Source organism: Achromobacter marplatensis, from assembly GCF_049060505.1.
GTDB lineage: Bacteria > Pseudomonadota > Gammaproteobacteria > Burkholderiales > Burkholderiaceae_B > Achromobacter > Achromobacter marplatensis_A.
The window spans coordinates 224,504-243,012 of the sequence record NZ_JBMGRB010000007.1 but is presented as its reverse complement, the minus strand read 5'-3'; the positions used below and the strand labels follow the sequence as shown (position 1 = coordinate 243,012).

Genomic DNA, 18,509 nt, shown 5'->3' with positions numbered 1-18,509 from the left:
AGAATCTTAGCGTTTCGTATTGAATGTTGTCACTATGAATTGGTTTGGCCGTCCGCCAGAATTTCTGTTCCATAACTCGGGGAGAACATTTTGACGACACTGCTGACGACTTCGGACGTAGCCAACATCGTGGCCCTGCAAGGGCCGCGCAAGGTCTTCACCGACCTGCTGGACTATGTGCTGGCCGACTTTCTGCGATGGCAGGAATTCGATAAATGCCCACGCGTGGCCAGCCATTCCGCCGCCGGCGTCATCGAACTGATGCCCACTGCCGACAACGAGCTCTACAGCTTCAAATTCGTGAACGGCCACCCCGACAACCCGCTGGCCGGCCTGTCCACCGTGATGGCCTTTGGCGCCCTGGCGCAAGTCAGCACGGGCGAACCGCTGCTGATCAGCGAATTGACCCTGACCACCGCCTTGCGCACCGCCGTGACCTCTGCCTTGGCCGCGCGCGCTCTGGCCCGGCCGGATTCCCGCACGATGGCGCTGATCGGCAACGGCGCACAAGCCGAATTCCAGGCCCTGGCGTTCCATTACATTCTTGGCATCGACACGCTGCACGTTTACGACGTGGACCCCGAGGCCACGCGCAAGCTGGAAAGCAATCTGGCCGCCGTCGCGCCGTCCCTGCGCGTGGTGCGTTTCGACGGCACGGCCCAGGCCGTGCAGGGCGCCGACATCGTCACCACGGTGACGGCCGACAAGACCTACGCCACCATCCTGACCGCCGACATGGTCAAGCCGGGCATGCACATCAATGCGTTGGGCGGCGACTGCCCCGGCAAGACGGAATTGCATGCCGACGTGCTGCGCATGGGGCCGGTGTTTGTCGAATACGAACCGCAGACGCGTATTGAAGGCGAGCTGCAACAGATGCCTGCCGATTTTGCCGTGACGGAACTGTGGCGTGTGCTGACCGGCCAGCGCAGCGGCCGCCAAAGCGCTGCCGACGTGACCCTCTTCGACTCGGTTGGCTTTGCGCTGGAAGATTTCTCGGCCCTGCGTTGGCTGCGCGATAGCGCGGCCCGGCACGGGATCGGCACCCGCATTGAAGTGGCGCCGCAATTGCACGACCCCAAGAACCTGTTCAACGTGGTGCGCACGGCCCGTAACGGCCAATTCGCCCTGGCGCAGGGCTAGCTCGGGCGGTTTTCGCCAAAAAAGACGCCCCTTCTCAAGAATCGGCGTTTTTTTTTGGGGCGGAAGGGCAGGTTGCGGTTACATTGCCTTACGCGCTGCGCTTCCTCTTGATCGGCGCGGTGCCAGCGCCCCTTCCCCTGATGTCACGTTTCCGAATTGCGGCTGTAGTCCTGTCGATGTCGACGCTGGGTTTCCTGGCGGGACTGGCGGGCGGGCGTCTGATCGAAGTCAACCAGGTCGACGACAGGCTGGCCCGGCACAATACGCGCTTGCTGGCGCAAGCCGTGCGCGTGACCCAGGAAAGCCAGCGCCTCATCCAGGCGGCCACGCACAGCGCCGATCTGTGTTCGGACTCCGACGTGGCCACGTTGCGGGTGCTGCTGTTCAATGCCACGTTCCTGCGCGACGTCGGTCGCCTGAGCGACGGCATGCTGGTGTGTTCCGCCGCCTGGGGCGTGCTGGCCGCGCCCCACCCGCTGCCCCCGGCCACCTTCACGACGCGAAGCGGGACATCCTTGTGGGTAGGGGCCGCCAACATCATCGACCGCCGGATCATCGGCGACATGGCGGCGCGCAACGACGTGATCGTGTTTACGGCGCCAGGCGCCTTCGACGGTTTCCCGGAGCCCGGTTCAGGGATCGATTCCCTGGTGATGACCCGCGACGGCGCGCATGTCTTCCGCCGCTTTGGCCGCACGGATGGCCTGGCGCTCTATCGCGGCGACAGCCCGCCTGAAAACCGTTTGCGGGCCGAGCGCCTCATCGCGGAATGCGCCCCGCCCGCGACCTCGGATACTTGCGCGGTGTCGCGTGTCAGCTCGCATGACTGGTTCACGCTGCCCGCGCTGATCCTGGCGTGCACGGGCGCGCTGGCCGGGGGCTTGCTGGCAGGCTTGTGCGTGTTGTGGCGCCAGCAATCCAAGAGCGAGCGGACCGCGCTGCGCAAAGCCATCCGCGGCGGCGGCGTGCAAGTCCGCTATCAGCCGCTGCGCGAACTGTCGACGCGCCGCCTGGTGGGGGTCGAAGCCTTGGCGCGTTGGCGCGCGCGTGACGGATCGGCTGTGCCGCCCGCGCTGTTCGTGCCGCTGGCTGAAGAGATGGGCCTGGGGCGCGAGTTATCCCGCGTGGTGACGCAGCAGGCGTTGCACGATCTTGCCGGCCGGCTGCGGGACGCCTCCGGCTTCTACGTCAGCATCAACGTGTCGGCGAAGGACCTGCAGGACGACGCCTACCCCGACTTCCTGCTGCGCACGGTAAACGAACAGGGCATTGCGCCGCCGCGCGTAGCGCTGGAGATCACTGAAGGCTCGCCGCTGTCGGACGGCCACGTGCGGGGCATTATCCGTACCTTGCAGCGCCAGGGGTTCCGCATCCTGATCGATGACTTCGGCACCGGAAATTCCAATTTGAACTACCTGGCCGAAATGCAGGCCGACGCCATCAAGCTGGACCGCCGTTTCACGCAGGCCATCGGCGCGGAACCGGCGGGCACGCTCATCATTGACCACGTCATTGATATCTCTCGTGCGTTGGGCGTGGGGCTGATCGTCGAAGGCATCGAAACCGAAGCCCAAGCGCAATATCTGTCGGCGCGCCAACCGGCGGCCGTCGGCCAGGGATGGCTGTTGGGCCGGGCGGTGAGGCCGGAGGACATCCCGCCGGAATGAGCTCCGTGCCGTCAAACCTCAAACTCGGGCCGGCGCTTCCGCCGGCGGCGAGCCGTCATGGAACAGGCCCTTGAGCTGTGTGCGCAGCTCCGGCGAATCCGTATGTTTATGCACCGTGGTGGCATGCTGCACGGCGGCTTCCAGCAACTCATCGTCGGAATCCGCCGCCAGCGCCACCGAGCAGTTCATCTCGCTCGGGTACTCGCGGCAGTCGATGTATTTACGGGTCATGGCGTTCTCCCGACGCAGCGCGCCAAGGGCGGCTTGCGTGATGGAACATCCGACGCGCGGCGTGGAGGGCATCGGGTCGATGGCGCGTCGCAGCGCGCCCGATGGTGAGAAAAGTATAGGCTTGTCGGCGCCGGGTTGGGGCCCGTAATGCGGGGTCGGCCCCTGTTTGAAGCCGGTTAGTGGGGACGCGCCAAGCGGGTTTTCCGCAGGGCGCGACAAGCGCTAGGCGTAGGACGCGATGATGGCCTTGGATTCCACCAGCTCGCTGACGATCCAGTCTTCCACCAGTTTGACCTGCCTGCGATGGCGCAGCGCGGGTTGGCGCACCAGGTAATACGACACGCCGGTAGGCACCGCGCGGCGAAGCGGCACGACGACCCGGCCATCCCGGATGGCTTGATCGGCAAGCACGACGTCCGCGATGGCCACGCCCAGGCCGGCCTCGGCGGCGCTCAACGCCATGTCCAGCGCGTCGAAATCCAGGCCGCCTCGGGTGAATAGGTCGATGCCGGTCTTCTCGGACCACGTGATCCAGTCCTGGTGATCCGGCAGGGGATGCAGCAGCGTGGATTCCTGCAAGCCGCGCTCGGGGTCGGCCGCATCGATATGGCCGGGCGCGCACACCGGCACGATCCATTCGGCGTAGAGCTCGGTGGCGTCTTCGTGCGAAAAATTGCCCAACGCGTAACGGATCCCCAAGTCGGAATCCGTCTCGTCGGCCGTCATGTCGTTGAGCCGCGTGCGGACCACGACCTTGATCATCGGGTACTGCTCGTGAAAGCGCCGCAGCCGGGGGAAAAGCCAGCGCAACGCAAAGGTGGGGATCACCCGCAGCGTGACGATGTCCTGGTCGGTGTGCGTGGGGTCGATGGCGTGGCCGGATTGCTGGTGATGAAGGACGGGCAGGTCGCGTTCGAGACCTACCAGCGTGGCATCGCGCCGGAAACCCGCTGGAATTCGTGTTCGCTGGCCAAGTCGGTGGCGGCCACGCTGGTGGGCGTGGCGTTGAAGGAAGGCCTGATCGATTCGCTTGACGACCCGGTGACCCGGTACGCGGAGTTGGGCGGCGTCTACCGCGAGGTGTCGTTGCGCCAGATGTTGCGCATGTGTTCAGGGGTGCAGTGGAACGAGGACTACGGCGATCCGGCTTCCCAGCGCCGCCAGCTGCTGGATATCCAGACCCGGTGGCAACCGGGTGGCATTCGCGATTTCATGAAACGCCTGCCGGCGCGCCAGCCCGCCGGACAGGCTTGGGCCTACAACACAGGCGAATCGTATCTGCTTAGCGCGGTGATGGAAGGCGCCACGGGGCAGCGGTTGGTGGATTACCTGCAGTCGCGCCTGTGGTCGCGCATCGGCATGGAATCCGACGCCACCTGGTGGGCCGAATGCCCCGGGGGCATGACGATCTCGGGCAGCGGCATGAATGCGACGTTGCGCGATTACGCGCGGTTCGGGCAATTCGTGCTGGAAGGCGGGCAGGTGGACGGCGAACGCCTGCTGCCGGATGACTGGGTCGCGCAGGCAGGCTCGCCTTACCGCATTGGCGATACCGAGGTCCCGTATGGCTACATGTGGTGGGTGCCGGAATTGAAAGACCCCGCGTTGGCGGGCGCTTTCCAGGCCGAAGGCATCTACGGCCAGTTCATCCACATCAATCCGGCGCACAAGCTCGTTGCCGTGGTGCTTAGCGCGCGAAACAAGCCCAGCTATAAAAAGCGCGTGGAGATCAACGACGACGCGTTCTTCGCCGCGCTGGCCAGGGCGTTCTGACTGCGTTTGCCCGGCGGCGTTACCGCCGGATTTATAGCTTTACCCGCTGCTTCAGCGCCTGCGCGATCATGCCGATGTCGATATCCTTGCCAGGATTGTTCTGGCAGAAGTCGTACAGCACCGCCACGTAGGCGTTGCCCATCAGCTTGGTAATGGCGCCAGCGGTGGTGGCGGCGATGGTGCCGCCCACCGCGCTGCCCGCGCCCGGGATGAATTTCAGCATGCCCGACACGACCGAGCGCCCGATCAGCGTGGCGGCGGATGCCCCCAGCGTGGACGTCACCAGGGTGGTTATCGCGGTGGTGTCCAGTTCCATGCCGAAGGTGATGCCGATCTTGGCGATCATCCCCACCTGGATCGGCACCAGCGCGAACGCGTCCGAGAACGGGATGGGCGCGGCAGCCGCCGACGCGGCCAGGCCCGCAGCGATGTTGACCTCTATCTCAGCCCGCTTTTTTTTTACTTCCAGGGCTTTCTTGTTGCGCGTCGATAGCGCATTGGCGTAGGCGCGCTGCTGGCCTTCGGGAATGTATTCGGCCGTGACGCCGATCAGCGCGTCCAGCCCCATTGGCGGCAGTTCGGCATCCAGCTCTTCAATCCATTCCGGCAGCGCGCGCACCGCCACGACATCCTTGGCGCGCGGCAGCAGCCTGCGCGCTTCATCCACGAAGGGACTGCCTTTGCGGGCCTTGGTCAGCACCGCGATGACGGGGATGCCGGCATTGGCCAGCATGTCGCAAAGCTCGATCTCGGCGTCTTCAACGCGGTGGCTGCTGTCCTGGATGCAGAGCCAGGCCACATGCAGGTGCTTGTCCTGGTCGTCGGACGCCGCGCGTTCCTGGATCAGGTCGGCCAGTTGCTGGCGCGAGCGCGCGTAGTCGCTGACCTCCAGGCCACGGGTGTCGATGATGGTCAGCGGATGGCCTGGCCTGCTGTAGGCCTGGGTGGACTGGGTGACGGGCTTGCCCGCGCCGGTCTTGGCCAGGTCGCCGCGGAACACGGCATTGATCAGCGTGCTCTTGCCGACCCCCGTCTTGCCGGCGATCAGGATGTTCACGCGGCCCGCGCCGCGCGTCGCCGTGCTGATGGCGTCGGCGATGGCGTCCTGCAGGGCGGGAGAGTCGGGGCGAAGGGCGTTCATCAGTCAGTTGGGGAAAAGCCGGGGAGAGTTGGGGAACGATATCAGATGCGTCCGATTTGCGCGTGCATATCGAATTTCGGGCGCGGCTTGGGAGAAGATCGCTGTGCACATTGATGCAACGGCAGTCACAACACACAAAAGCGGGGGGGCATATGCACCAAGAGGGGACGCAGTTGCGGCGCGGCTTGAACGCGCGGCATATTCGTTTCATGGCGCTCGGGTCGGCGATCGGCACCGGGCTGTTCTACGGGTCGGCGGGCGCGATCCAGCGCGCTGGCCCGTCGGTCCTGCTGGCCTACCTGATCGGCGGGGCCGCCATCTTCCTGACCATGCGTGCGTTAGGCGAAATGGCGGTCAGAACGCCGGTGTCGGGCTCGTTCGGCCACTACGCCACGCGCTATCTCGGGCCGTATCTGGGTTTCCTGACCGGCTGGAGCTACGCGTTCTCGATGCTGATGGTGTGCCTGGCCGACGTTACCGTATTCGGCCTGTACATGGGCTTCTGGTTCCCCGATACGCCGCGCTGGATATGGGTGCTGGGCATCGTCCTGCTGATCGGCGGGCTGAACCTGTGTTCCGTGCGGGTTTTTGGAGAGCTCGAATTCTGGCTGTCGCTGTTGAAGATCGTGGCCATCGTCGCCATGATCGCGGCGGGGCTGGGCGTGCTGCTGGCGGGCATTCAGCCGGGCGGCGGCGCCAAGGTGTCGGGGTTCTCCAACCTGTGGCGGCACGGCGGCTTTTTCCCGAACGGGGTGCAAGGCATGATCGCGTCGTTCTCGGTGGTGATGTTCGCGTTTGGCGGCATCGAGGTCATCGGCATGACGGCGGGCGAAGCCCGCGATCCCCAACGCATGATTCCCCGGGCCATCAACTCGGTTCCGCTGCGCATCCTGCTGTTCTATGTGCTGACGTTGACGGTGCTGATGGCCATTTTCCCGTGGCCCGGCATCACCGGCGACAGCAGCCCGTTCGTGCAGATTTTCAGCCAGCTGGGGCTGGCTTCCGCCGCCTCGGTGTTGAACCTGGTCGTGATATCGGCCGTGATATCGGCGATCAACAGCGACATCTTTTCCACCGGCCGCATGCTGTACGGCATGGCCGCCAACGGCCAGGCGCCGATGGTGTTTTCGCGGCTGTCGCGTTTTGGCGTGCCATGGATGACGGTGCTGGTGATGGGCGTGGCCTTGTTGGGCGGCGTCGTGCTGAACTACCTGCTGCCCGACAAACTGTTCATGGCCTTCGCATCGATGGTCACGTTCTCAGTCGTATGGGTGTGGCTGATGATCCTGCTGTCGCAGGTGGCCATGCGGCGCGGCCTGAGCGCGCCTGAATCGGCCGCCCTGCATTTCCCGGTGCCGTTCTGGCCTTACGGGCAGCTATTCGCCATTGTCTTCATGCTCTTCATCTTTGTCGTGCTGGGCGTGTTTCCAGATACCCGCCTGGCGCTCTTTGTCGGCGCGGGCTGGTTGGCGCTGCTGACCGTGGCGTACTGGCTGTGGGCGCGGCCGAACCGCCCCGGCGACCGTGCACCGTCACCCCGGCATCCATGATTTTTCAGGAGGAACCCATGTTGTCGAACCGTCATGAATTCGAACTTCCCGCCTTGATGATCCAAGCCTTTCAGGAAGATGGCGCCGTCTGCGTGCGCCAGTTGTTCACGCCTGACGAAGTCGCGCTGTTGACGCGCGGCATCGAATCCAACCTGGCCGCGCCCAGTCCGCGCGCCAAGGTTGCCAGCACCCCTGACGACCCCGGCTGGTTCTTCGAAGATTTCTGCAACTGGACCGAGAACGACGACTACCGCCGATTCATCTTCGACAGCCGCGTCGGGTCTGTCGCCGCGCAGTTGATGTGCTGCCCCAGCGCGCGCCTGTATCACGACCATCTTCTGGTCAAGGAACCGAACACGCGCCAGCCAACGCCCTGGCACCAGGACCAGCCCTACTACAACGTCGAAGGCCAGCAGAACTGCAGTATGTGGATGCCGGTGGACCCAGTGGCGCGCGCATCCACGCTGGAGTTCGTGGCCGGGTCGCATCGGGGGCCGTGGCTGATGCCGCGCACGTTCCTGGACAACCAGGCCAGCTGGTTCCCCGAAGGCAGCCTGGCGGATTTGCCGGACATCGAATCGGACCGTTCGGCCTGGAATATCCTGGGATGGGAACTGCAACCCGGCGACGCGGTGTTCTTCCATATGCTGACCCTGCATGCGGCGGGCGGCGTAAGCGGCAACCGTCGCCGGCGCGCGTTTTCGCTCCGCTTTCTGGGCGAGGACATGCGGCACGCGCCGCGTCCGTGGCGGACCTCGCCAGAGTTTCCGGGCCTGGCCGACTCCCTGGCCGCAGGCGCACCTTTGGCGCACCCGCTGTTTCCGGTGCTTTGGCCCCGCGTCGCTGCGTAATTCGCTTTCAATTACCTTTCGCTTTGGCGCTAAACGTAATGGAAAGTACGGGCGCGGCGCATGCCGCGCCCGCACCCAAGCGCCATAAGAATGGCGGCGCTTGCACGGAAATGGTGCAGTTGCGGGGGCCAGGATTCGCTTTGTTCCGGAATGTGGGACATCGCCCGCGCACCCGCGAAAACGGGCAAAAAAAGGGCGGGAACAACGCCCCACCATGCGGTTACATCTCAAATGTTTCGAACCGGCCTTTGACGGGGATGCCTGCGTAGAATCAGGCGCTCGTAAGGTTTCGCCGCGTTTTCCGCGGCATCGTTCATGCCCCGTTTTGCCCTCGTTCCCCGCCTGTTGCGCTCGCGTCCTTTGACCAAGGGCTTTCGATATTTTTACCGCTATACGCGCGCCGCGGCCGATCGGCACAACGAGACGCTATGGCCTTTGGTGAAGATTCGCCGCCATGGCGGCGAACGGCTGGTGGGATGCGAACTGGTGGGCGTGAAAGGCCCCGCGACCCTGCCGATGGACGATGTGCCCCGCAATATCGAAGGCGATGCGCACTTGATCCTGAGCGGCCCATCGATCGCGCAGATCGACTACGCGCAATGCCGTCTTGGCGCCGTCATGGGCGTCAACGGTTCCATCGCGCTGCGTCGCCAGCATCCGTCGCTGCGCTTTGACTACTACGCGATGCTGGACGCCGGATTCGTCAAGCGGCGGCGCGACTTGGTGGCCGACGTGCTGTCGCAAGACCTGCTGCTGTTCGTGACGCCCGAGGTGTACCGCTGGATCGCGTTCCTGTTCGCCGCGCAGGACATTCGCTGCCGCATTGCCTTATTCGAAGAAGTGCATCAACGCGCCATGCAGCCGCGGGCAAGCCCCGAAGCCCTTGAGGCGCACTTGGCCGACGACCCTGAACTGGTGCTGTTCGACGCCTATCACCCGCAGCACGCGCATGGTTTCAGCTTGAATCCCGCACGCGGGCTGTTCGGCGGAGGCACCGTCGCCTACACCGGCTTGCAATTGCTGGCCTGGATGGGCGCCCGCACCTTGTACGTGCATGGGCTGGACCTGACCGCCAGCGCCGGGCCGCGCTTCTACGAAAACGCGGGCGCGCAGCTTGCCACGGCGTTGGACCGCCAATTCGCCAGCCATATCGAACCCGCGTTCCGCCAGGCCAGCCGGCTGCTAAGCGCGCGTGGCGTCAAGGTCTACAACTTGTCGCCGGGCAGCCGCCTGGGCGACGACGTGTTCGAAAAACGCCATTGGAGCTGTTTGCTCAATCAGGCGGAATCGCCGCCTTCCCCGCCTTCCCCGCTTTCCCCGCATTCGCTTTCGAGCCTGACATCATGAAGATCCTCTACACCAACTTTCACCAGGGCGACGGCGGCGGGCACACGACTTATGTCATGTCGCTGGCGCGCATGTTGCGCCAGCGCGCGCAGATCACCGTTGCCGCGCCTCGCAGCAGCCGCTTGCTGGCCGAAGCCGAGGCCTTGCCAGGCGTGCAGGCGATCGACCTGGAATTCAAGGGCCGGCCATTCCAACAGTTGAGCGCGCTGCGCCGCCTGCGCGCGTTGCTGCGCAAAGAACAGTTCGACGTGATCCATGTGAACGGATCCGCCGATCATCGTCTGTGCATGTTGGCCACGATGGGCATGGGCGCCAAGCGTCCGTTCATCGTGCTGACCCAGCACACCGACCGCACCGCCAACAGCTTGGGCGTGCGCATGCGCGCCAAGTGGGGCACCAACCGCGTCATCTGCGTCTGCGGGCATACGTTCCGCCGCATGAAGGACTCGGTATTCCGCGACGAGGACCTGCGGGTGGTGCACAACGGTGTTGATACCACGCAATTCCGGCCGGCCAGCGCGCGCGACGCGGAGCAGGCGCGCGCCGCGCTGTTGCCGGCCGCCATGCGGCGCCGGTTGGTGATTGGCAGCAACGCCGGCACCGCCAGCTACAAGAACTGGTTGGACATGGTGGCCGCCGTGTCGCTGTTGCCCGATTACCTGCGCGATCAGGTCGTGATCCTGATCGCCGGCAAGGAACCCGACGACGGCCAACGCCAGCGCGTGGCCGAGCTGGGCATGACGGACCAGGTGGTGTTCACGGGCTTGCTGGAAGACGTGGGCCCTTTCCTGTCCGCGCTGGACGTGGGCTTCGTGCTGTCGTCGCGGCTTGAGACGATCTCGTTCGCCTGCCGTGAAATGATGGCCTCCGGCAAGCCGGTCATCGTCAGCAAGGTGGGCGGCCTGACCGAGAACGTCACGGACGGCCGCAATGGCTGGGTGGTGCCGCCGGGCTCCGTAAACAGCGTGCTGAAAACCCTGGTCGAGATCCTGAAGAATCGCAGCCTGGTGGCGAAGATGGGCATCGACGCGCGCGACACCGCGCAGCGCGAGTTTTCGCTGGCGCAGTTCGTCGGGCGGACGGAAGAGGTCTACCTGGAACGCCCGACCGAGGCGCGCGGCCAGCTGCGGCTGACGTCCTGAACGCCGGCCGGGCCCGCCGGACGTTCACGCCGCCAGATTGAAGGCCAGGAACATCAGGCACGACCACAGCAGCAATGCGATGTGCGTTAGCTGCAGGGTGTCCTGGCGGATCCAGTAGCCAAACCACAAGCCGCTCAGATGCATGGCCAGCAGGCACGCAGACAGGGCGGCCAGCGCGCCGTTCAGCCAAGGGCGGGCCGCTTCCAGATCGCCCTGGATCATCAGCGCATAGCAGCCGGCCCAGGCCAGGGCAGCGCCAGCGGTCTGGACCACCAGCAACAGCCCCAGTGCCGCGCGATGCAGTGCCGGGGCGCGTTGCGCGCGGCTGAGCAAGGGCGTGGGGATGCGCGGCTCTTGCGTCAGCGGCAGCATCGCCATCGTGGCACCGACCGCGGCTGCCGCGCCGGTGAAATCGCGCCGGTTGTTCAGCGCCGCAAGGGTCAGCCATAAAGCCAGCCCCAGGGCCTGGACGGACAGGAACAGCCAGATCGCAATGGATGAACTCAAAAGACGGCCCTCATATTATGCAAGTATTTCCTTGCATAATATGAGGGCCGTCCGGTTAGCGCAATAAAGACCCTGCGGTCAGGTCAGGGGCGCGGCGGTCACTCGCTGTACGTCTTGGTGCTGTACAGGCTGACGGGCAGCAGGTTCAACACCGGCAGGCCGGATACCGGGTCCTTGGCCTGCTTGTCGATATAGCTTTGCAACACGTCGGCATCCAGCACGCCGATGTCCTGACGGCGGGCGGCGGGAACGTTGGCCAGGGTTTTGTAGCCGTCGCCGCCGGTGGCGTTGAAGCTCAGCACGAACAGCTTGTAGGTGCGCCCCGCGTCCAGCGGCAGCCAGTTGCCGCTGGCGGCATCCCGCACTTCAATGTTCGTCACACGGCTGCCCTGCGCCTGCGCCGCGTTTACATCCCAGCGCAAGCCGCCAGCATAGGGGTACGGGCCGGTCGATCCGCCTGGGCCGTAGACGGCCTGCATGCCGTCTTCCAGCATGCTCTTGACCTCGGCGCCCGTGACGTCCAGACGCCAGAGCATGTTGCCGAACGGCACCACTTCGATCACGTTGGCGGCCGTTACGTTGCCCAGCAGAGGCACGCGCACGCCGCCGCCGCTTTGCAACGAGATATCGGCGCCGCCGTAACTGGCGTTGGCGACTTCCAGATAGGCTTGCGCCACCAGCTGCTGGATGTCGCCGCCGCGCAGGCTGACACTGCCCAACGTGTTGCATGCGGCGCTGGAGCGACCGTAGTCGCGCGAGCCCGGGCCGCCCGGCACCCGGCGCGAGCAAAGCTCCTGCGGCACCGAGGCGACCAGGCTGGCGCTGAAGGCGTCGACACGGGCCTTGAAGGGCTGCAACACGGTGGCGGCCTGCGCGTCGGGTTGCTGGATGCGCAGAAAGCCGCTGGCGGCCACGTCGGCCAGGATGGCCGCTTTGTCGGCCGGGGCCGGCGCTGCGCCGGCCACCGTGAACGCATCGCCCATCAGCACGTGCGGCGTGCCGGCGCAAGCCGTGACGTCGCCGTTGGCGTCGAAGCTGACCTTCAGTTCACCAACCACTTGCGAGTATTCCCAGGCCTGCACCAGGCACACACGCTTGCCGTCCTTGTTTTGCAGCACGGTCGGGTAGGCGCCGGCGGGCGACCCCACGCCGTAAGCCGTCATCGCGTCGGGACCCAGCAACGTGTGAGAGTCGCCGCCGACCACCACGTCCACGCCGCTCAGATTGGGGATGATCTGCTTGTCGTAGCCGTAGCCGACGTGGCTCATCACCACGATCTTGTTCACGCCCTTGGCGCGCAGTTCGTCGATTTGCGTCTGCGCCGCCGCCGTTTCGTCCGAGAACAGCGTGCCGGCGTCCGGGCTGGACGACTGCTGCGTTTTGTTGGCGATCGTCAGGCCGACGATGCCGATAGGCTGGCCGTCGCGCTGCAGCACGATGGAAGGCTTGACCAGGCCGGGCGCGCGCGACGGATGTAGCGCCGACGTGGCGGCGAACGTGACGTTCGCGCTCAGCAGCGGCGTCTGGCAGGCGCCGGCATGCAGCAGGTCGATGAAGCGCTTCAAACCGCTGTCGCCCTTGTCGAACTCATGGTTGCCGAGCGTCATCGCATCAAAGCACACCGTGTTCATCAGGGCCGCGTCGGCCTCGCCGGCTTCGCCCGCGCGGTTGAAGTACAGCGTGCCGGTATTGGCGTCGCCCGCGTGCAGTTTCAGCACGTTGGCCGACTGCGAGGACAGCGCGTTGAAGGCGCCCGTCACGCGCGGAAATCCGCCGACTTCCACGTTCACGGCCACCGCCGCGCCGGCTGCATTTTTGAGCTTCAGGTCTTTCTTCTTGCTGTCCAGGTTGGAATGGTGATCGTTGATGTGCAGGATCGTCAGTTCCATCGGCCGGCTGGCGGCCGGCTGTTCGGGCGCGGGCTGTTCCGGCGCCGGGCTGGTCGTGTCGTCGTCATCATCGTCGCTGCCGCCGCAACCGGCCAGCAACAGGGCGCTTAGTATCGCCGCGCTTGCATTCCTCTTCCACGTAATCATTCGTGTGATCCCTCGTTATTGGAAGGGCGAATGGTTGCGGCCGAAGATGACGTCAAGATGAATGACAGGGTTGTCATGCGCGGGCGTCGCGCTGTCTTGCCCGTGTCACAAAAAAACAGGCCCGGCGCATCGCGCCGGGCCTGCTGGATGCCGCCAGTGGGAGGGCGGGCTTAGAAGTGGATCACGGTGCGGATCGACTTGCCTTCATGCATCAGGTCGAAGGCCTCGTTGATGCGCTCAAGCGGCAGCGTGTGCGTCACGAACGGGTCCAGGTCGATCTTGCCGCTCATGGCGTCTTCCACCATGCCCGGCAGTTGCGTGCGGCCCTTGACGCCGCCAAAGGCGGAGCCTCGCCAGACGCGGCCGGTGACCAGCTGGAACGGACGCGTGCTGATTTCCTGGCCGGCGCCGGCCACGCCGATGATGATGCTCTCGCCCCAGCCCTTGTGGCAGCATTCCAGCGCGGCGCGCATCACGTGCACGTTGCCGATGCACTCGAACGAGAAATCCACGCCGCCATCCGTGAGTTCGACGATGACGTCCTGGATGGGCTTGTCGTAGTCCTTGGGGTTGACGCAGTCCGTGGCGCCCATGGCGCTTGCCAGCACGAACTTGTTCGGGTTGGTATCCACGGCGATGATGCGGCCGGCCTTGGCCTGCACCGCGCCCTGGATCACGGCCAGGCCGATGCCGCCCAAACCGAACACGGCGACCGTGTCGCCCTCTTTGACTTTCGCGGTGTTGTGCACGGCGCCCAGGCCGGTCGTCACGCCGCAGCCCAGCAGGCAGACCTTTTCATGCGGCGCGGCCGGGTTGATCTTGGCCAGCGAGATTTCGTTCACGACGGAGTATTCGCTGAACGTCGAGCAGCCCATGTAGTGGTAAAGCGGCTTGCCTTCGTAGCTGAAGCGCGAGGTGCCGTCGGGCATGACGCCCTTGCCCTGCGTGGCGCGCACTTTCTGGCACAGGTTGGTCTTGCCGGACAGGCAGAACTTGCATTCGCGGCATTCGGCCGTGTAAAGCGGGATGACGTGGTCGCCGGGCTTCAGGGACGTGACGCCTTCGCCGACTTCCACGACGATGCCGGCGCCTTCATGGCCCAGCACGGCGGGGAACAGACCTTCGGGATCGTCGCCGCTTAGCGTGAAGGCGTCGGTGTGGCAGACGCCGGTGTGCGTGATCTGCACCAGCACTTCGCCGCGTTGGGGCGGCGCGACGTCGATTTCAACGATTTCCAGCGGTTTGCCGGGTCCGAATGCGACTGCTGCGCGTGATTTCATAGCGTTACTCCACGAATGTCGGGTGGGCTTATTTCAAATAGGAACGGACGATGCGCATCAGCTGATCGACCTCGGCTTCGGCATCGATCGTGGCGTCTTGCTGCCCGCCCTGTGCGGATTGCAGGAAGGTTTCCCGGAGATGGCTTTCCAGCACTTCGGCCATCAGGCCGGTGGCGGCGCCGCGCAAAGCGGCCAGCTGCTGCAGCAGGGCCCCGCACTCCGTGCCAACGTTTACCGCGCGTTCCAATGCTAACGCCTGCCCTTGAATGCGGCGCAGGCGGGTGACGACACGTTTTTTCTCTTCCGGCGAATGCGGCACGGCAGGCTCCGAAAACGATACAGGGGGGGAGTATAGGGAATCCGGCGCCGTCCGTCCACTGCCGGGAGCGCAAGGGGGACTGCAAGGGTGCCGGGGGTGTGCCGCAGGGCCGCTGCCGAGGCTGGCGCCGGTTTCGCCGCCCCATTCAGTCATGCAGCGGGTCCGCAAGATATCTATACCTGTCTATACTTGATGGTGATCGATTTCCGCAGCCTAGCAGCGCCCAACAGGAATTCCCGTGGCCTCTTCTCCTCCCAGATTACCCGCCCAGGCCAATGCCCTTCCCGCCCCGCTTTATGCGCAGGTCAAGCAGATGATCGCGCAGCAGATCCGCAGCGGCGCTTGGCCGGCGCACTACCGCGTGCCCTCGGAAAGCGAACTGGTCGATGAACTGGGGTTCAGCCGCATGACGATCAACCGCGCGCTGCGCGAGCTGACGTCGGAAGGGCTGCTGGTGCGCATGCAGGGCGTGGGCACGTTCGTGGCGCAGCCCAAGGCGCGCTCGGCGCTGTTCGCCGTCAACAACATTGCCGACGAGATCGCCGCGCGCAACCACCGGCACCATAGCCGCGTGGTGCGCCTGGCCGAAGAGCCGGCGGGCGCCGAGCAGGCGCAGGCGCTGGAGATCCGCGCGGGGCAGCCGGTCTACCACTCGGTCATCGTGCACTACGAAGACGACATTCCGATCCAGCTGGAAGACCGCTATGTGAATGTGCGCCTGGCGCCCGACTATCTAAAGCAGGACTTCACGCAAAGCACGCCCTATGAATACCTGACGCGCGTGGCGCCGCTGAGCGAGGGCGAACACGTCGTCGAGGCCATTCTGGCCAAGCCCCGGGAATGCCAGCTGCTGCAGATCGAGCGCGACGAACCGTGCCTGCTGATCAGCCGGCGCACCTGGTCCGGCGACCGCGCAGTCACGCTGGCCCGCCTGATCCACCCCGGATCGCGGCACCGTCTGGAAGGCAAATTCTCGTCATGATGCAACCCGAAGTCCGTCTCTATCGCGCCGTAGACTACCCGCGCATGCCGTGGCGCAATGGCGCTGGCACTACGCAAGAGGTGGCCTGCAACCCCGGGGGCAGCACGGCCGCCTTCGACTGGCGCCTGTCCATCGCCGATGTGGCGCAGGACGGCGGGTTCTCGGCGTTTACCGGGTATCAGCGCATCATCACCGTGCTGGAAGGCGCGGGCATCCAGTTGACCGTGAACGGATGCGAACAAGCGCCGCTGGCGCCGCGCCGGGCCTACGCGTTTTCGGGCGAGGCCCAGGTGCAGTGCCGCCTGCTTGACGGCCCGATTCGAGATTTCAATCTGATCTACTCTCCGGCGCGCTGCCATGCCCGGCTGCAATGGGCGGCGGGAGCCGGCCCATGGATCTTCCATAGCGCCGCGCCTAGCGTGCTGGTGTTGAACGCGGGCGCTGCGATGTCGGTGCGCGTCGATGCCGCAGCGCACAGGCTGCCGTCGCGCTACGACTGCCTGCATGTCGAAAGGCAGGACGGCGTGGCTGAATACCGGCTAGAGGGCGACGCCCCGCTGGACGCTTGCGTGATCGAACTGCTGCCGCGCGCGGCCTGATCCCATGGGATCCCCTTCTTGCCGCCTCCGGGCGGCATTTTTTTGCACGCAAGGCGCGGGGCCTTGTGCCACGGTCCGGGTCGCCGATAGGGGAAATCCCTGATCTAAATTTCAGTCTTACTATCTTGTATATACAAGCATAGGCATCCTATGATGCAGGCAACCGGCGCGCAGGCAATGGGCGCGCGAATGAACTGATCAAGGAGAGCCTCTTGGACCAATCGAACCGATACCGCGATGTCGTCATCCGCGCGCCGCGCGGCAATAAACTGACGGCCAAGAGCTGGCTCACTGAAGCCCCCTTGCGCATGCTGATGAACAACCTGGACCCCGACGTCGCCGAGAACCCGAAGGAACTGGTCGTCTACGGCGGCATCGGCCGCGCCGCCCGCAATTGGGATTGCTACGACAAGATCGTCGAATCGCTCACGAACCTGAACGACGACGAGACCCTGCTGGTGCAATCGGGCAAGCCGGTCGGCATTTTCAAGACGCACGCCAACGCGCCGCGCGTGCTGATCGCCAACTCGAACCTGGTGCCGCACTGGGCTACCTGGGAACACTTCAACGAGCTGGATGCCAAGGGTCTTGCCATGTATGGCCAGATGACGGCCGGCAGCTGGATCTACATCGGCAGCCAGGGCATTGTGCAAGGCACCTACGAGACCTTCGTCGAAGCCGGCCGCCAGCACTACGGCGGCAACCTCGCGGGCCGCTGGGTGCTGACCGCAGGCCTGGGCGGCATGGGCGGCGCGCAGCCGTTGGCCGCCACGCTGGCGGGCGCCTGCTCGCTGAACATCGAATGCCAGCAGGCCAGCATCGATTTTCGCCTGCGCACCCGCTACGTCGATGAACAGGCCCAAGACCTGGACGACGCGCTGGCACGCATCGCCCGCTACACCAAGGAAGGCCGCGCGGTTTCCATTGCCCTGTGCGGCAACGCCGCCGAGATCCTTCCCGAAATGGTACGCCGCGGCGTGCGCCCGGACATGGTCACCGACCAGACCAGCGCCCACGATCCGCTGAACGGCTACCTGCCTGCGGGCTGGACCTGGCAAGACTACCGCGAACGCGCCAAACGCGAACCGGCCGCCGTCATCAAGGCCGCCAAGCAATCGATGGCCGTGCACGTGCAAGCCATGCTGGCGTTCCAGCGCCAGGGCGTGCCCACCTTCGACTACGGCAACAACATCCGCCAGATGGCCAAGGAAGAAGGCGTGGCGGACGCGTTCGATTTCCCGGGCTTCGTGCCGGCCTACATTCGCCCGCTGTTCTGCCGCGGCGTCGGCCCGTTCCGCTGGGCCGCGCTGTCGGGCGATCCCCAAGACATCTACAAGACCGACGCCAAGGTCAAGGAATTGATTCCCGACGACGCGCACCTGCACCACTGGCTGAGCATGGCGCGTGAACGCATCAGCTTCCAGGGCCTGCCGGCACGCATCTGCTGGGTGGGCCTGGGCCAACGCGCCAAACTGGGCCTGGCGTTCAATGAAATGGTCCGTTCCGGTGAACTGTCGGCGCCTATCGTCATCGGCCGCGACCACCTGGATTCGGGGTCCGTCGCCAGCCCCAACCGCGAAACCGAATCCATGCGCGACGGTTCGGACGCCGTGTCCGACTGGCCGTTGCTGAACGCCCTGCTTAACACCGCCAGCGGCGCCACGTGGGTGTCGCTGCATCATGGCGGCGGCGTGGGTATGGGGTTCTCGCAGCACGCCGGCATGGTCATCGTGTGCGACGGCACGGACGAGGCCGCCGAACGTATTGCCCGCGTGCTGGCCAATGACCCCGGCACCGGCGTGATGCGTCACGCCGATGCCGGCTACGACATCGCGATCGACTGCGCCCGCGAACAAGGCCTGAACCTGCCAATGGTGACCGGCGGCCGCTAAGCAGGCAGATCGCCGCAACCCTGAACCCGCGGGCGCCGCGACCGGTAAC

17 protein-coding genes are annotated in these 18,509 nt (G+C 65.2%); 10 read left to right on the top strand and 7 right to left on the bottom strand.

The genetic code is table 11. The annotated features are described in order from the left end of the window. Nucleotides 1-90 precede the first annotated feature (90 nt). Nucleotides 91-1,143, top strand: coding sequence for an ornithine cyclodeaminase (locus ACI0FO_RS18915; protein ID WP_416029074.1), 1,053 nt, complete (start codon nucleotides 91-93; stop codon nucleotides 1,141-1,143). Between the two features lie 176 nt (nucleotides 1,144-1,319). Continuing rightward, complete coding sequence (locus tag ACI0FO_RS18910) at nucleotides 1,320-2,810, top strand: EAL domain-containing protein (RefSeq protein WP_416029072.1); 1,491 nt, start codon at nucleotides 1,320-1,322, stop codon at nucleotides 2,808-2,810. Between the two features lie 18 nt (nucleotides 2,811-2,828). Here ACI0FO_RS18910 and ACI0FO_RS18905 read toward each other — a convergent pair whose 3' ends face one another. Continuing rightward, nucleotides 2,829-3,041, bottom strand: a complete 213-nt coding sequence (locus ACI0FO_RS18905) for a DUF1059 domain-containing protein (RefSeq protein WP_416029071.1) — start codon at nucleotides 3,039-3,041, stop codon at nucleotides 2,829-2,831. Nucleotides 3,042-3,263: 222 nt separating this feature from the next. Further along, nucleotides 3,264-3,869, bottom strand: coding sequence for a LysR substrate-binding domain-containing protein (locus tag ACI0FO_RS18900; protein ID WP_416029069.1), 606 nt, complete (start codon nucleotides 3,867-3,869; stop codon nucleotides 3,264-3,266). A gap of 45 nt (nucleotides 3,870-3,914) precedes the next feature. On the opposite strand from ACI0FO_RS18900, the gene ACI0FO_RS18895 reads away from it, so the two are divergent. Further along, complete coding sequence (locus ACI0FO_RS18895; RefSeq protein ID WP_416029067.1) at nucleotides 3,915-4,814, top strand: serine hydrolase domain-containing protein; 900 nt, start codon at nucleotides 3,915-3,917, stop codon at nucleotides 4,812-4,814. Between the two features lie 31 nt (nucleotides 4,815-4,845). Here the strand turns inward: ACI0FO_RS18895 and ACI0FO_RS18890 are convergent, their stop codons facing one another. Next, on the bottom strand, nucleotides 4,846-5,955 hold the full coding sequence (locus ACI0FO_RS18890) for a YcjF family protein (protein WP_416029065.1): 1,110 nt from the start codon (nucleotides 5,953-5,955) through the stop codon (nucleotides 4,846-4,848). Nucleotides 5,956-6,107: 152 nt separating this feature from the next. On the opposite strand from ACI0FO_RS18890, the gene ACI0FO_RS18885 reads away from it, so the two are divergent. The 4 genes from ACI0FO_RS18885 (at nucleotide 6,108) to ACI0FO_RS18870 (ending at nucleotide 10,845) form a co-directional block, all read left to right on the top strand. Continuing rightward, nucleotides 6,108-7,505, top strand: a complete 1,398-nt coding sequence (locus ACI0FO_RS18885) for an amino acid permease (protein ID WP_416029063.1) — start codon at nucleotides 6,108-6,110, stop codon at nucleotides 7,503-7,505. 17 nt (nucleotides 7,506-7,522) lie between these two features. Beyond that, nucleotides 7,523-8,356, top strand: coding sequence for a phytanoyl-CoA dioxygenase family protein (locus ACI0FO_RS18880; RefSeq protein WP_416029061.1), 834 nt, complete (start codon nucleotides 7,523-7,525; stop codon nucleotides 8,354-8,356). Nucleotides 8,357-8,671: 315 nt separating this feature from the next. Beyond that, nucleotides 8,672-9,703, top strand: a complete 1,032-nt coding sequence (locus ACI0FO_RS18875; protein ID WP_416029059.1) for a hypothetical protein — start codon at nucleotides 8,672-8,674, stop codon at nucleotides 9,701-9,703. Then, nucleotides 9,700-10,845, top strand: coding sequence for a glycosyltransferase family 4 protein (locus ACI0FO_RS18870; RefSeq protein WP_416029057.1), 1,146 nt, complete (start codon nucleotides 9,700-9,702; stop codon nucleotides 10,843-10,845). The genes ACI0FO_RS18875 and ACI0FO_RS18870 overlap by 4 nt, the downstream gene beginning before the upstream one ends. 24 nt (nucleotides 10,846-10,869) lie before the next feature. Here ACI0FO_RS18870 and ACI0FO_RS18865 read toward each other — a convergent pair whose 3' ends face one another. The 4 genes from ACI0FO_RS18865 to ACI0FO_RS18850 all read right to left on the bottom strand — a co-directional run bounded on the left by ACI0FO_RS18865 (nucleotide 10,870) and on the right by ACI0FO_RS18850 (nucleotide 14,987). After that, the gene (locus ACI0FO_RS18865; protein ID WP_416029055.1) at nucleotides 10,870-11,352 is read right to left on the bottom strand and encodes a DUF2165 family protein; all 483 of its coding nucleotides are present in this window, start codon (nucleotides 11,350-11,352) and stop codon (nucleotides 10,870-10,872) included. 98 nt (nucleotides 11,353-11,450) lie between these two features. Further along, entirely contained in the window at nucleotides 11,451-13,388 is a 1,938-nt protein-coding gene (locus ACI0FO_RS18860; RefSeq protein WP_416029053.1) for a bifunctional metallophosphatase/5'-nucleotidase, read from the bottom strand. A gap of 170 nt (nucleotides 13,389-13,558) precedes the next feature. Further along, complete coding sequence (locus ACI0FO_RS18855; protein ID WP_306939568.1) at nucleotides 13,559-14,668, bottom strand: S-(hydroxymethyl)glutathione dehydrogenase/class III alcohol dehydrogenase; 1,110 nt, start codon at nucleotides 14,666-14,668, stop codon at nucleotides 13,559-13,561. Nucleotides 14,669-14,696: 28 nt separating this feature from the next. Then, nucleotides 14,697-14,987 carry a metal-sensing transcriptional repressor gene (locus ACI0FO_RS18850; RefSeq protein ID WP_416029050.1) on the bottom strand — a complete coding sequence of 97 codons (291 nt, stop codon included), beginning with the start codon at nucleotides 14,985-14,987 and terminating at the stop codon, nucleotides 14,697-14,699. Between the two features lie 238 nt (nucleotides 14,988-15,225). On the opposite strand from ACI0FO_RS18850, the gene hutC reads away from it, so the two are divergent. From hutC to hutU, 3 genes are all read left to right on the top strand, one after another. Beyond that, the gene (gene hutC / locus ACI0FO_RS18845; RefSeq protein ID WP_416029048.1) at nucleotides 15,226-15,969 is read left to right on the top strand and encodes a histidine utilization repressor; all 744 of its coding nucleotides are present in this window, start codon (nucleotides 15,226-15,228) and stop codon (nucleotides 15,967-15,969) included. Continuing rightward, nucleotides 15,966-16,568, top strand: coding sequence for a HutD family protein (locus ACI0FO_RS18840; RefSeq protein WP_416029046.1), 603 nt, complete (start codon nucleotides 15,966-15,968; stop codon nucleotides 16,566-16,568). Before hutC ends, ACI0FO_RS18840 begins: the two co-directional genes overlap by 4 nt. A 212-nt stretch (nucleotides 16,569-16,780) precedes the next feature. Further along, the gene (gene hutU / locus ACI0FO_RS18835; protein ID WP_416029044.1) at nucleotides 16,781-18,460 is read left to right on the top strand and encodes a urocanate hydratase; all 1,680 of its coding nucleotides are present in this window, start codon (nucleotides 16,781-16,783) and stop codon (nucleotides 18,458-18,460) included. Nucleotides 18,461-18,509 lie beyond the last annotated feature (49 nt).

Coding starts and splice junctions, on each gene's coding strand:
- ACI0FO_RS18910 (WP_416029072.1), top strand. CDS start 1,320: ATGTCGACGCTGGGTTTCCTGGCGGGACTGGCGGGCGGGCGTCTGATC.
- ACI0FO_RS18905 (WP_416029071.1), bottom strand. CDS start 3,041: ATGACCCGTAAATACATCGACTGCCGCGAGTACCCGAGCGAGATGAAC.
- ACI0FO_RS18890 (WP_416029065.1), bottom strand. CDS start 5,955: ATGAACGCCCTTCGCCCCGACTCTCCCGCCCTGCAGGACGCCATCGCC.
- ACI0FO_RS18885 (WP_416029063.1), top strand. CDS start 6,108: ATGCACCAAGAGGGGACGCAGTTGCGGCGCGGCTTGAACGCGCGGCAT.
- ACI0FO_RS18880 (WP_416029061.1), top strand. CDS start 7,523: ATGTTGTCGAACCGTCATGAATTCGAACTTCCCGCCTTGATGATCCAA.
- ACI0FO_RS18875 (WP_416029059.1), top strand. CDS start 8,672: ATGCCCCGTTTTGCCCTCGTTCCCCGCCTGTTGCGCTCGCGTCCTTTG.
- ACI0FO_RS18870 (WP_416029057.1), top strand. CDS start 9,700: ATGAAGATCCTCTACACCAACTTTCACCAGGGCGACGGCGGCGGGCAC.
- ACI0FO_RS18860 (WP_416029053.1), bottom strand. CDS start 13,388: ATGATTACGTGGAAGAGGAATGCAAGCGCGGCGATACTAAGCGCCCTG.
- ACI0FO_RS18855 (WP_306939568.1), bottom strand. CDS start 14,668: ATGAAATCACGCGCAGCAGTCGCATTCGGACCCGGCAAACCGCTGGAA.
- ACI0FO_RS18840 (WP_416029046.1), top strand. CDS start 15,966: ATGATGCAACCCGAAGTCCGTCTCTATCGCGCCGTAGACTACCCGCGC.